The following is a 12,061-nucleotide window of genomic DNA, read 5'->3' as shown; positions in this document are numbered from 1 at the left end:
ATGAGTGAATCACATACACTGCAAGGCAGTGTGGAATACCCGAATCTCAGCGATGAGGCGCTCTTCAAGCTCCATACTCAGGTGCTGCGCGAGGCAAAGCGGCGCGGACTTAGGTTCAGCGTCGGCGAGCTTGGTGAGAAGGTGGTCATCGATCTATTCCGGAAGCGACCGGATCTTCCCGTGCTGGTCGCGGCGCCTGTCGGCACCCGGAATGTGGACGCTCTCTCCAGAAGCGGTGATCGCTATTCGATCAAGACGCTCCAGCGTTCCAAGAAGAGTGGCACGATCTATCCCGATCGCGAAGATCCCGACAAGCAGCTTTTTGAGTTCTTGGTCGTAGTCAGGCTCAACGAGGATCTGGAACTCGCACGAGCGATCCTCCTCAGCTGGCAGCAGTTCTGTGAGGTCCGCAAGTGGGACGTCACCATGAAGGCTTGGTATGTAGCAGCCACGCAGTCGGTTCTGAACCGTGGCACTCAGCTCTACCCTCCCTCGGAAGCCTGAGCGCCGGAACGGCAGCCAGTAGGCCAAGCACTGACGATAGCACCGCCAAACGAGGAGGAAGGTCTTCAGAGTGCAATCGTGCCATCCGTGTCATGTCGGGTGGGGGTGGCCGGATCCGAAAGCTTTAGCCTACGGGTGCGCGACTGCATTGCGTATGTTTAGAGCGACCGTCGATCCACGGTCTCTGGGGCCATGCACCGAGCAAAAGTGCAGCTCGGCCGACCTTCTCCCCGCCTCATCTTCTTCGATGGATGCAAGCCAGAACCAGGGCATTCGACACTGACACCGGTGACCATCGTCGTCCTGGTCTTGGGGAACGTTGAACAGCGCGTTACAGGTCAGGCAGCGCACATGGAACCGTCCGCATTGATCGCATTTGCCGACGTAGTGGACGAAGGTCGTGATTGTCGGCGAGCTGCCACCATGTAGGGGCTGCAGCGTGATGGAAATTTCTGGATACCCGTCCCAGAAAACACGCCCACGCTTGCAACGCGGGTCCCTGCAGTCAGGCCAGCTGGATGGATCGAAGTCGTCAAGGCGATCGAGTGGAAGAATGCGGAGCGATACAAGTTCTTGGGCACGCCGCTCCGCCGCCTTCGTGTGCCCACTGGGACTGACCAGATAGCCGTGCGTGGCATCCACGTCGTCCATGAGACCTCGGAGTGCCTCAACGTCCCGCACACCGACGGGCCGCTCCCGCTTCTTCGCGTCCACTACCACTCTGCGGCTGTTGTCGGTGTCGTGGCGTATCTCGAGCAGCACGTCGATCTGGCGGCTGCGCCCACTGATACGCCCTATGATCCTGGCGTTTGGCGTGACGCACATGCCCGTCCAGGCCTGATCGGCGATCAGGCGTGCTACCAGCCGTTCATATACCTGCCAACCCGGCCATTGCTTTTGATTCACAGGCTCAGTTCACGGCTTTCGGCTACGTGCCGTCGGAAGGAAATTTGCTTTGGCTCCGTCGCTCTGATTCTGATAGCGAGGTAATAGCTCTGCGCGTAGGACGAGGACATCGGAAGGTGCTTCGATGCCGATTCGTACTTTTCCGTCATCACTTGACTCACTAATGATCAAACGGATGTCATCTCCGATCAGTACGGCTTCGCCGTTGCGGCGAGTAAGGATGAGCATGACCATTCCTTGGTGCTGGCTTCCTCCATCGTAGGCGAACGTCCGGCAGAGAACTCCAGGGAAAATTGTGATTGCAAGCACAATTTACTGCAATGAGAGGTGGCAAGCACGGGTCAGCATTTCCCGGCTGACACCTTGAGGGCGAAAGAAGCCCCGGCGCAGCTTTGCCGCTTGCTCAAGGCGACGGCCCATCTTACTGCTGAGCAGCACCGCGGCGGTGCTGGGCCATGCTTCCGGGACAGGCCTAGATTGCGGTCAGTATCAGATCTCGACCATCGGAGATTGGCGTGGCCAGCGGTAGGGATTCTCTGATGCACAGCAGCGCATCAGGAGGGTCGTTCAAGAAGATCGATGACGTCCACTCCGAGAGCTTCCGCGATCCGCTGTAGCCCTGTGATGGAAATGTTGGTCGCGCAACGCTCCAGCTGCGACACATAGGTTCTGTGGAAGTCAGCCCGCTCGGCGAGCATCTCCTGACTCAAGTTCTTGAGCTTCCTAAGCCGTCGCAGATTGGCGGCGACACGTACTCGAACGTCGTCCGGCAGATCAGCCGCCGGTGGAGGCTCATTGATGAAGAGCCGTCGGCGAAGGTTGCGAAAAAAATAGAGCGAATCGGTTGATGCGGTTATCAAGCTGGCGTCCATGCCATCCTCCGTGATTGATGTTCCTTCAGTCAAACCGGGCCGTCGTGTTGCCACTACATTCTAGCAGCAACGCGGTCGCATCCATTGCGACGAATCTTCCAACTTCATGTGCGCTCGCAGCGGAATGTAGCGCAAAAACAGTAGAGACATATGCTGTAGAAGTCGGCGATCCGGGGCGAGACATTGGCTGGATGTCAGCCAAACAGTCGACGACCGATCTGCCTAGGGCCCGCGAGTGCATCGGGGCGAACATTCGCCGTCTTCGGGAAGCCAGAGGGCTGAGCCAAGAACGGCTCGCCGAACTGGCCCATCTGCATCGCACCTACGTCTCGCAACTGGAGCGATGCGTGACCAACATTTCAATCGATCGGCTCGAGCGGCTTGCCCAGGCGCTGGGTGTGCCCGTGGCGGACCTGCTGCGAACGTAGCCATGTTGGGAACCACGTCATGTCTGGCCGCTGGTGGCCCCCCCGCATCGCGGCGGGTGCGGAAGAGCCGAGTGCGACACGATGTGAGAGCGATACACAGTAGAGAAATAGGCTGTAGAAGCGCCGCGGTGGTGATCGCAACATGCGAAGCAGACCGCTGGAGCAGCCCGCGAGACATCGCATTCAGCGGAACACACGACGCAGCATTGAGTGTCGGCAATCGATCCGGGGCAGCACCTTCGTGTCCAGGTGACTGCGGGCCGATGCGCATGGATCCATGGAACCCCATCTGGAGTACCGAGCATGTCGAACAGGGCTGTGTGGTCGATCAGGTCGAGTCAGTGGCGGACTGCCATGAGGAGCCCTTCGGCAGGACTTCCGCCGTTACGCTCCTCCGCGGGATCTGTCGACAGAGGCGAGGGCACCGCTGAGATCGCCGCTGGATGCAAGACAGCTGGGACCACGCGAGCACGCATGTCGTGCAGCGCGTTGGCGTTGGCCTTCTGTGCAGTGACCTCGCTGTCGCACGCAGTCGACCGCACGAACCGATCCGGGGAGGTGCCTAGCCGTCAAACGAAGTCCCCTGTCGCGACAGGCGGGCAAGCGGGGCCTGACAGACAAAAGGGGGAAGGTGAGCGGGATCAGGGTCAGGATCGAGTGGAACACAGCGCAACGGAAGTGCCCAAGGAGCTTGATGCGGTGACGGTGACCGGTACCCGCATCCGCGGCGGCACCTCGCCCTCGCCAGTGATCACCATCGGCGCCGAGCACATCCGCGAGGAAGGCTTCACCGACCTGGGCGATGTGATCCGCAGTGTCCCGCAGAACTTCGGCGGCGGGCAGAACCCGGGTGTGGCCGCGGGTGCCACCCTGGGGGCCGGCGGCAGGGCGAACCAGAACATCACGGGCGGTTCTTCCCTCAACCTCCGGGGGCTGGGCCCCGACGCGACCCTGACCCTGTTGAACGGGCGGCGCATGTCCTACGGCGGGTTCTCGCAGACGGTGGACATCAGCGCGATTCCCGTGGAGGCGGTGGAGCGGATTGAGATCGTCCCGGACGGGTCGTCGGCCATTTACGGTTCCGATGCGGTGGGCGGTGTCGGCAACGTGTTGCTCAAGCGGGAAATGCAGGGCGTCTCGGTGGGCGCACGGTATGGGCGCGCCACCGAAGGCGGGCTGTCCACGCACGAGTACAGCGCAACGGCAGGCACCACCTGGTCCAGCGGCGGCCTGATCGCCACGTACAAGGATCTGTCGGTCGATCCCATCTTTGCGGACCAGCGCGACTACACCGCCCACATGGCGGGCCCCACCACGCTCTATGCGGCGAGCGATCTGCGAAGCGGGCTGCTGAGCGGCTACCAGGCCCTGGGCGATGCTGTGGAGCTGCGCCTCGATGCGCTGGAGACCCGGCGGGAACAGACGGGGTACTACGTCTCGGGCGGCATCCACCATCTGGCGCCGCGGACCACCACGTCGCTGCTGGCGCCGGCCGTCGTGGTCTCGCTGGACAACGACTGGCAAATCACGGGCGCCGGCACTTGGGGCAAGGACCAGCATATCCAGCACCAGACCCGACAGAACACCGCGACGGGGGAGACCGCGTTGCTGTTTCATGGCTGCTACTGCAATCGCAGCCGCATCTACGAACTGGGGGCCGAAGGTCCGCTGGGCGCACTGCCAGGGGGTGACGCGCGCCTTGCCGTCGGTGCGGGATACAGGACGAACGACTATAGCCAGTCGAGTTACCTCACGGGCGCGATTGCAGCCGAGGGCGTGGAGGGTGTGCGCTCCGCGTACGTCGAACTCAGCCTGCCCTGGATCGGGCCGCATTCGAGCGTTGCCGGTGCGCGGCGCCTGGAGATGACGGCGGCCCTGCGCACCGAGGATTACGAGACCTTCGGCCGGGTCACCACGCCGAGGCTGGGGCTGATTTACGATCCCGGGACGGACCTCACCCTGAAGGCATCGTGGGGCAGGTCATTCAAGGCGCCGACGCTGCTGCAGCGGTTCTACACGCCGTTCCACTGGCTCGACCTGCCATCGCGCTACGGGGGCGCCGGGTATCCCGCCGGTTCCACGGTGCTGCTGGTGGACGGCGGCAACCCGGAACTCGGGCCGGAACGCGCGCGGACGTGGAGCGCATCGGTGGCGCTTCATCCCGACGCAGTCCCCGGGCTAGAGCTGGAGCTGGGCTGGTTCGATATCGACTACACAGACCGGGTGATCGCGCCGATTACCGACTGGGGCAGCGCGCTGACCAACGCCGACTATGCGGAGTTCGTGGACTTGGCGGCCTCTCCGGCGGCCCAGGCGGCGCTGCTCGCGGACGCGGTCACCCTCGTCAATCTCACCGGCGCGCCCTACGACCCCGCTCAGGTCGTGGCGATCGTGCACGGGAGGAACGTGAACGCCGAGCGGCAGCGCATTCGCGGGCTGGACCTGTCCGGCGCGTACCGCATCGAGCTGGATGCAGGACGGCTCACTGTCCGCGGATCCGCCGCGCTGCTGGACATCGCGCAGAAGACCGCGGGCACGCAGACGGCATACGAGCTGACCGGCCGCGTGTACAACCCGGCCAGGGTCAATGCCCGGATCGGCGCGGTCTGGGACCGGGGAGCCTTTACCGCATCGTCGTTCGCCAACTACACCGGCGGGGTGACCAACGGGCTGGACGGCCGAAAGACGGCCTCGTTCACCACCTTGGACGCCACCCTCCGCTACGCGGTGGGCGATGGGGCTGGGGCGTGGTCCGGGCTGGATGTCGCGTTGACCGCGCAAAACCTGTTCAACCGGGAACCGCCCCTGCACGCCGTAGCGGACTTGGGCGGGGCCAGGCAGGTGCCGCCCTACGACTCGACCAACTTCGCAGCGATCGGACGCTTCCTTGGCGTCAGCATCGCCAAGCGCTGGTGATCTCATGACTGGCTTTTCGCCGCGTATGACGCGAGGGAAGGGGATGCTGCGTGCCCTGCGATCGAAAGGCGCTGTCGCCATCGCGTCGCTGGCCATCGCGCTCGGCCCAATGCATGGCGCAGGTGCAGTCACCACGCGCCAGCTGGTGGAAGTGGTCGACATCAGCGGGCCGGTGGTATCCCCGGACGGTACGAGGGTGGCCTTCCGCACCGAGCAGGCATCGATCGAACGGGATACCTACGATTCCGTATGGTACGTCCAGCCGCTGGATGGCTCTGCGCCGGCGCATCGCGTTGCCGATGGAGGTGTGCCGCTACGCGACACGGCGGGTGAATCCCTCGAGGCCCGCGCTGAGTGGTCGCCGGACGGCCGCTGGATCTACTTCCGTGCCCTGCTGCAGGGGCGGATCGCCGTATGGCGGGCGGCTGCGGACGGCACGGTGGCCGAGGAAGTCACGTCCGATCCCGCGGATGTGCGAGATTTTGCCCTCGCGCCTGGCGGAGACGTCCTCGTATACACGGTCGGCGCGACACGCGAGCAGGTGGTAGCGGCGGAGCAGGACGAATACGACCGCGGCATACACCTCGCCGCGGATGTCCCCATCGGCCAGGCGTTGTATCGATCCGCCGGTATCGAAGGCCGGTGGGCAACGCAGCGCTATTCCGGCTTGGGGTTCGACCGCGTGCCGCTGCTGGCCAGTGAGCCCGACCGGACGCGGGTCGTGGACCTGGCCACCGGCGAAATGCGTGACAGCGATCCTGGCCGGATCGTTCGTCCCGGGACTGCATCAGCTGGGACGGAGGAAGGACCGCGCCCTTGGAAGTCGGTCGTGGACGGGACAGGTAAGCGCGTCGCGGAGCTGCAGCGCGTAGGCGATGACCCCACCCTGCTACAGCCGCCGGGCGTCGAGCTGTCCATCCGCGATGCCGCGAGCGGCGCCAGGAAAGCGACCTGCACGGCAGCGTCGTGCGTCGGTAAGGACATCGCCACGATCCAGTGGCGGCCCGGCACGGATGAGGTGCTGTTCTACGTCACGGATGCCGAACGCGGCCGCGCGCAGTCGGTCTTCCGTTGGGACGCAAGTGCGGACGTCGTGCTCCCGGTGGCCGACATGACCGGACTCGTGGGCGGAGGACGCCGGCCCGGCACGCCATGCGGTCTGTCCCGTCAGGCGATGGTGTGCGTGGTCGCGGACGCGCGGAATCCTCCCCGCGTGGAGAAGATCGACATCCAGAGCGGCGAACGGTTGGTGCTGTTCGATCCCAATGCCGCGCTGGCCCACGACATGGCAATCCTGGTCGACGTCAGTCTGCTGCGCTGGACGGATGGCTCGGGACAATCGTTCACCGGCCAGTATTTTCGTGCTCGAACGCCGGGGGAGGGGCCTGCACCGCTGTTCGTGAACTACTACAGTTGCCCCGGCTTCGTCAGAGGCGGGCTGGGCGATGAATGGCCGTTCGCGACCTTGGCGCGCCACGGCGTCTCCGCGCTGTGTATCAACTATGCGCCGCTGAAGGCCGATGCGATCGAGCGCTTCGACCAGGCTCTGTCTGCCGTGCGAAGTGCCGTCGAGCTCCTGGCCGCGCGCGGCGAGGTCGACCCGGACAGGGTTGGGATGGGCGGCCTGAGCTTTGGGTCGTCGGCCACGATGTGGGTCGCGATGAACTCCGACCTGCTTGCCGCGGCGTCCGTGGCGTCGGGCGTGATCTCGCCGTCCTATTACCTGTGGGGACGAATGAAGGGCGAGCGCTTCCTCCAGTCGCTGGACTCCGTGTGGGGCCTCGGCGCGCTCGACGAGACCCCGGAACGCTGGCGGACTCTCTCCCCGGCCTTCAACCTGGAGCGCATCCGTGCGCCCGTGCTGTTCCAGGTTCCCGAGCAGGAATACCTGTTCTCGCTGGACTATGCCATCCCGATGATCCAGGCCGGCCGCGCCGATCTGTTCGTGTTCCCGAACGAGCCGCACCAGAAGTTCCAACCCAGGCACAAGCTGGCGGTGTACGACAGGAACCTGGACTGGTTCCGGTTCTGGCTGCAGAGGCATGAAGACCCCACCCCGACCAAGCAGGAGCAGTACGCGCACTGGCGCCACATGGAGGCCGCTCTGCGGCGCCCGGTCGGCGTTATCGGTCGATGACACCGGTCTATTGTTGGCGGAGCCAGTTCTCGATCTTGCACAGCTCGTACAGGCGGACGAACGATTCATCCCGCGGCGGGAGCGCTGACGTCGTGAAAGCGTCGATGCCGCGAGCGTCCAGCAGACGTCGTTCGCTGAGAGAGCCGCCCAGCAGAAACTCACGGATCTCCGACCGCTGGCGTTCGAAGGCGCTGCCGAGAAAGCCGAGCAACGTGGCCTTGCTGCGCCGGAAGCGGATGTCTGGCGGGAGAAGACCGGCAAATGCCTGCCTCGCGACCGCCCGATTCTGGCCATCGGCGATGGACATCCAGGTCGGGACTCGAAGACATTGCTCCATCACGGGCTGGGACAGCAGCGGCATGCGCAGCCACCTGGTCGTAGCCCGGGTTGCGCCGTCCCGAAACACTTGCGTGCTGGCAAGGTCCGCAATGCGCTCGCGATCGCCGGGGTAACTGCCTTGTGGCACCGAGAGCCAAGGGTGGCGGGCCAGGTCATCGTCACGCACGCTTGGATCGAGGAACATTTGGTTGGCCTTGTCCGCACCTCTCGATCCGCGAGTGACTTTGCGCAAGGTGAGCTTCGCCGCCTTCCAGAAGGTGCATCGGTGGAGCGTGGACAGGTTGCGTACCGCCGCGGCTGCCGCGCCGAGACCGCGTTCGAGGAATGCGTCCGCCGCGGGAGAGGCGTTCCCGAGAGCGGCGAACACCGTATCGCCTCCCGCGCCGGTGTAGAAGCAATCGACCCCGAGAGCATTTCCTTTCGCCTGGAAAAGCCCGTCGAGCGCATGCTGGAGCGGCGCGATGGCCGGAGACACCGCGCTCCGGGGCAGTTGGAACTCGAGCGCCATGTCCTCGGGCGCGAGGCGTGCGGTCAGGAGGTCGGCGCCGAGGAGGTCCGCCATCTGGCGGGCGTACGGTCGTTCATCCGTTCCGGGAAAAGGGGTCGTGACATTGCAGCACGCCGCTACGGCGTCCACGCCCTTGAGACAGGACGCAATGATGGACGAGTCCAGTCCTCCCGACAGCTCCAGCATCAACACACGATCGTTCTCCGCCCAAGTGGTCACCACCCGGGCGACGGCGTGGCTGACGGCGTCGGTGGCCTGACGGAAATCCTGAAACCGTTGGTCGGGGGCGACGAATGTCCAGGGCGTCCATTCTTCGTGGACGCTGGTTTCCCCTCCGCTTACGCATAGGCAATGCCCGGGCAGCAACTCCTGGACGCCCGCCAGCCCGGCCCTGTGGGACTTCTCCGTCGAGTGGCACAGCAGATGGGCGATGACATCCCAATCGATCGTCTTCGTGTAGAGGCCGAGGGAGATCGCCAACGATATGTCTGACGTGGCGAAACCGCCGTTGCCGGCGAACGCATAGACACAGTCCACGCCCCCGGAAGGATCGCGGAGAAAGCACGTCTCGCCGGTAGCCCCCACAGCCGGTTGTATGAGCAGGTACTCGCCCCACCGATGATCCAGGAGGTGCCTGCGCGTCTGCGCAGGGTCGGCGGTGGCGAGGGCGCCGGAAGTGCGGAGCTGTGGAGCCCCCCCGAACGCGTGCCCGACGAGTACGGAACCATCGTGTAGATGGGAGATGGGCGTGCCCGCAGAACAGAACAGTTTGATCGCCGGTGTCGAGAGGCGTGGTTCCATGCCCGCATTGGCAAGCAGTTCGTCGGCCAGATCGCCTTTGGCGCAAACCTGTTCGATGCCGACTAAGGCAAAGTACCTGTAGCCCATCAGAGCACCAGGATCGGGGTGTGAGAACTGACGTTGCCCACCGTATCGTTCAGGACGAGATCGCCGGCCTGGACCCAGCAATGGGCCGAGAACGGACTGCGAACGACGCCGAACACGATCTTCGCGGCTAACTGTCGCCGTGCAAGGAAGGCGACCAGCGACAGCGAGTCGAGGAGGCATCGGTTGTTGATGGGTACGAGCGGGCGTCTAGCGGCGAACGCGAGGGAGGCGCCCGCTAACTGATTGCCGGACTCCCGTGTCGCAGCCGAGGGCAGGATGCGATCCCGACGGTGGCTGATACTTCTTAAGGTACGGTCAAGGCCGGCCGCCTTGAGACGCAGCTGTGTCCAGGCGACCGTGACCAGGACTTCCAGCGCAGTCCCTTCATAGGCATCGTTGCGGCACATGCCACCTTCGAAGACGCTCCGCCTCGGAGCTTCGACCGCCGGGAAGCCGGCTGGTGCCGTCTTGACGGCCGCGTCGGTGAGCACACCGCATTTCAGGAGTACGCGGTACTCAGGCAGGCTGGATTCGACATTGCACAGGTAGTTCAGGAATACGGCTTCAAGCCTAGGAGGAAGCTCGAAGTAGTGGTCGTTTGGAATGTCCAAGAACAGCACATGTCCATCGATCTCGCAGAACGACAGTCCGTCGCGTACGCGGAGAGGCATAGGGATCACCCAGCGAAAGGGCGCATCTTTCGATGCGCCCTCTGGTGCTCAGTCCTCGGAGATGCCGGGCAGGGTTACCAGCCCGAACTCCTCAATCGGAGCACCGCCGCCGCCCTTCGTCTCGACGCTGGCGACGCCGAGCTCGATGACGGCATCCGCCATCTTCTGGCAGACATTGCTGTCGTTGGTCTTGCACATGTCCTTCTCCTGCTGTATCGCCACGGTCATCGTGGCTCAGGCAGAGTAGGAATCGGTACTGGTGATTCTCAAATCATTATTGTTGTGTACTCTGAGAATGACGCGGAACTGTGACGAAGCTCATCCAGCCTGGGTGGCGACCGCGTCGCACGACCCGTAGCGGGCGCCCGTGATAGGCGCGGCGGCGCCGGCCAGAACGCTCAATGCAGATCGCGCGCCTTCCGGTTCAGCAGGACGACGATGCAGGGCACGAGTTGCTTGCGGCGGTCGTAATAGCCCTTCAACGCCAACCGCAATGCGTCGATGTCACGCCGCCGCCAATACAGGATCAGTTCCGACAGCTCTTCGGACGCGTCCGGAAGCAGTACTTGCTTGTGGCGGCGAATGGGTGCAAGACAATCGTTGGTGCGCCCGACGGTACGGTGCAATGGAACGTGACCCGTCGCGGAGGCAATCGCGTCGAACAGGTGCCAGGTACGCTTGACCAGATCGTCTTCGGGTGAGAGGTCCACCTCACGGACGCCTTCGTGCGTCCATTGCGGAAAGCCGACCTCGAAGGCCATCAGCAGCAGCCGATGCATCCAGTCGTACAGCTGGTGCAGCGAGTACTCGGTGGGCAGTGGCACATGTAGGCCATCGCGCCCATGATCGGCGATCAGGCCTTCCCCGACCAGTCGATACAGCGCATAGCGCGCAGGGGTGAGGCTGGTCTGGAACTCCGCCGCGATGGTGGCCGGATCGACCCGCTGCCCGGGCACATAATGCCCCGCCTGCAGCGTCCGTCGTATCTCGCGATACAGGAATGCACTCTTCGAAGCGTGTGCCGCGCACATGGCGGACTCCGTGTCTGCTGGGCATCGTCCTTGATGGGATATTACATCCTACAAAGCCGCTGGCAACTCGGATCGCCGGCGCTAGCCAGCAGCCTCTTCTCGACACGCGGGCATGGAAGATCTTCTCTAGATCACAAGAGAATTCTCATTGAATTTTTAGGAGTGGTCGCGACTTCGCGGTCTCGGCGCGTTCAACCTTGAGGCGGGGTCCGTTTTCGATCGCCTTGGGTCCGTGAAGTAGGCTGGAGACGGCGCTCGCTGAGGCGTTCGTTGCGCACTCGGTCGCTTGGCGACCACCGTTGATGCGAGCGTATCTCATCACGTGGGATCCGATTTCGCCTACCGCACGAGGCTGAGCCGATGATTCGGGCGCCCGCGTTTCAAGATCATCGTCGCAATGTACCGCATCGTCGCTCGGCAGAGATTGCTTGAATCTCGAGGGCGCAGCTCATCACGATCAGTGGCTTGCGAGCAGATCTTCATGGGTAACGCATGACCGCTTGTTGATCCAACCGAAACCCCCTAGTCTCCCGCAGAGGGGAATCAACGGAATGAGGGAATTTAATGAGTAGGACTTGGCTCATAGCGCTCGCGCGGCTATTTTCTTGGGCTTGCCGCCGCCCAGAACCCTGCGTACCCCTTCCACGCAACCCGGTAGATGCCGCACGGCGAGTCTGCCCAGTTCCAGACTCTGGGGGAAGCAAAGGCGTACATCCCCGCTGAGCCGGCGGCTCCCGGGGAAACAGATATCTGGAACGCGCAGAGACGGTCGACGGGGAAAAGGAGCGTCATCCTGCTTTACAGCTTCAAGCGTCGCCCATATGAGGCATTCATGGTTGGCAACTATCGCGCCTCTCGAAT

General features: G+C 63.7%; 11 protein-coding genes. 4 read left to right on the top strand and 7 right to left on the bottom strand.

Annotated elements, in window-relative coordinates:
• Nucleotides 1–504, top strand: a complete 504-nt coding sequence (locus ACQYVW_RS06740) for a hypothetical protein (RefSeq protein WP_434946445.1) — start codon at nucleotides 1–3, stop codon at nucleotides 502–504.
• Between the two features lie 129 nt (nucleotides 505–633).
• Here ACQYVW_RS06740 and ACQYVW_RS06735 read toward each other — a convergent pair whose 3' ends face one another.
• The 3 genes from ACQYVW_RS06735 to ACQYVW_RS06725 all read right to left on the bottom strand — a co-directional run bounded on the left by ACQYVW_RS06735 (nucleotide 634) and on the right by ACQYVW_RS06725 (nucleotide 2,282).
• A complete protein-coding gene (locus ACQYVW_RS06735; RefSeq protein ID WP_434946444.1) occupies nucleotides 634–1,410 on the bottom strand; it encodes a restriction endonuclease in 777 nt (258 codons plus the stop codon).
• 9 nt (nucleotides 1,411–1,419) lie between these two features.
• A complete protein-coding gene (locus tag ACQYVW_RS06730) occupies nucleotides 1,420–1,638 on the bottom strand; it encodes a carbon storage regulator (protein ID WP_434946443.1) in 219 nt (72 codons plus the stop codon).
• Between the two features lie 326 nt (nucleotides 1,639–1,964).
• A complete protein-coding gene (locus tag ACQYVW_RS06725) occupies nucleotides 1,965–2,282 on the bottom strand; it encodes a helix-turn-helix domain-containing protein (RefSeq protein ID WP_434946442.1) in 318 nt (105 codons plus the stop codon).
• Nucleotides 2,283–2,473: 191 nt separating this feature from the next.
• Here ACQYVW_RS06725 and ACQYVW_RS06720 point away from each other — a divergent pair, with 191 nt between their 5' ends.
• From ACQYVW_RS06720 to ACQYVW_RS06710, 3 genes are all read left to right on the top strand, one after another.
• Nucleotides 2,474–2,710 carry a helix-turn-helix domain-containing protein gene (locus tag ACQYVW_RS06720; protein ID WP_434946441.1) on the top strand — a complete coding sequence of 79 codons (237 nt, stop codon included), beginning with the start codon at nucleotides 2,474–2,476 and terminating at the stop codon, nucleotides 2,708–2,710.
• Between the two features lie 657 nt (nucleotides 2,711–3,367).
• Nucleotides 3,368–5,626 (top strand): TonB-dependent receptor plug domain-containing protein, encoded by a 2,259-nt coding sequence (locus ACQYVW_RS06715; protein ID WP_434946440.1) that lies wholly within the window; start codon nucleotides 3,368–3,370, stop codon nucleotides 5,624–5,626.
• A gap of 43 nt (nucleotides 5,627–5,669) precedes the next feature.
• Nucleotides 5,670–7,763 carry an Atxe2 family lasso peptide isopeptidase gene (locus ACQYVW_RS06710; RefSeq protein ID WP_434946439.1) on the top strand — a complete coding sequence of 698 codons (2,094 nt, stop codon included), beginning with the start codon at nucleotides 5,670–5,672 and terminating at the stop codon, nucleotides 7,761–7,763.
• Nucleotides 7,764–7,770: 7 nt separating this feature from the next.
• Here the strand turns inward: ACQYVW_RS06710 and ACQYVW_RS06705 are convergent, their stop codons facing one another.
• The 4 genes from ACQYVW_RS06705 to ACQYVW_RS06690 form a co-directional block, all read right to left on the bottom strand.
• Entirely contained in the window at nucleotides 7,771–9,498 is a 1,728-nt protein-coding gene (locus ACQYVW_RS06705; protein ID WP_434946438.1) for an asparagine synthase-related protein, read from the bottom strand.
• The gene (locus ACQYVW_RS06700) at nucleotides 9,498–10,169 is read right to left on the bottom strand and encodes a lasso peptide biosynthesis B2 protein (protein WP_434946437.1); all 672 of its coding nucleotides are present in this window, start codon (nucleotides 10,167–10,169) and stop codon (nucleotides 9,498–9,500) included. The genes ACQYVW_RS06705 and ACQYVW_RS06700 overlap by 1 nt, the downstream gene beginning before the upstream one ends.
• A gap of 48 nt (nucleotides 10,170–10,217) precedes the next feature.
• A complete protein-coding gene (locus tag ACQYVW_RS06695; protein ID WP_434946436.1) occupies nucleotides 10,218–10,367 on the bottom strand; it encodes a benenodin family lasso peptide in 150 nt (49 codons plus the stop codon).
• A 200-nt stretch (nucleotides 10,368–10,567) separates the two neighbouring features.
• A complete protein-coding gene (locus tag ACQYVW_RS06690; protein ID WP_434946435.1) occupies nucleotides 10,568–11,200 on the bottom strand; it encodes a GntR family transcriptional regulator in 633 nt (210 codons plus the stop codon).
• Between the last annotated feature and the right edge of the window lie 861 nt (nucleotides 11,201–12,061).

This window comes from Luteimonas campi (genome assembly GCF_051162505.1).
Classification (GTDB): Bacteria; Pseudomonadota; Gammaproteobacteria; order Xanthomonadales; family Xanthomonadaceae; genus Luteimonas.
The sequence above is the reverse complement of the archived record's forward strand: the minus strand, read 5'-3'. Positions and strand labels throughout refer to the sequence as shown.

Coding starts and splice junctions, on each gene's coding strand:
- ACQYVW_RS06740 (WP_434946445.1), top strand. CDS start 1: ATGAGTGAATCACATACACTGCAAGGCAGTGTGGAATACCCGAATCTC.
- ACQYVW_RS06730 (WP_434946443.1), bottom strand. CDS start 1,638: ATGCTCATCCTTACTCGCCGCAACGGCGAAGCCGTACTGATCGGAGAT.
- ACQYVW_RS06725 (WP_434946442.1), bottom strand. CDS start 2,282: ATGGACGCCAGCTTGATAACCGCATCAACCGATTCGCTCTATTTTTTT.
- ACQYVW_RS06720 (WP_434946441.1), top strand. CDS start 2,474: ATGTCAGCCAAACAGTCGACGACCGATCTGCCTAGGGCCCGCGAGTGC.
- ACQYVW_RS06710 (WP_434946439.1), top strand. CDS start 5,670: ATGCTGCGTGCCCTGCGATCGAAAGGCGCTGTCGCCATCGCGTCGCTG.
- ACQYVW_RS06705 (WP_434946438.1), bottom strand. CDS start 9,498: ATGGGCTACAGGTACTTTGCCTTAGTCGGCATCGAACAGGTTTGCGCC.
- ACQYVW_RS06700 (WP_434946437.1), bottom strand. CDS start 10,169: ATGCCTCTCCGCGTACGCGACGGACTGTCGTTCTGCGAGATCGATGGA.
- ACQYVW_RS06695 (WP_434946436.1), bottom strand. CDS start 10,367: ATGTGCAAGACCAACGACAGCAATGTCTGCCAGAAGATGGCGGATGCC.
- ACQYVW_RS06690 (WP_434946435.1), bottom strand. CDS start 11,200: ATGTGCGCGGCACACGCTTCGAAGAGTGCATTCCTGTATCGCGAGATA.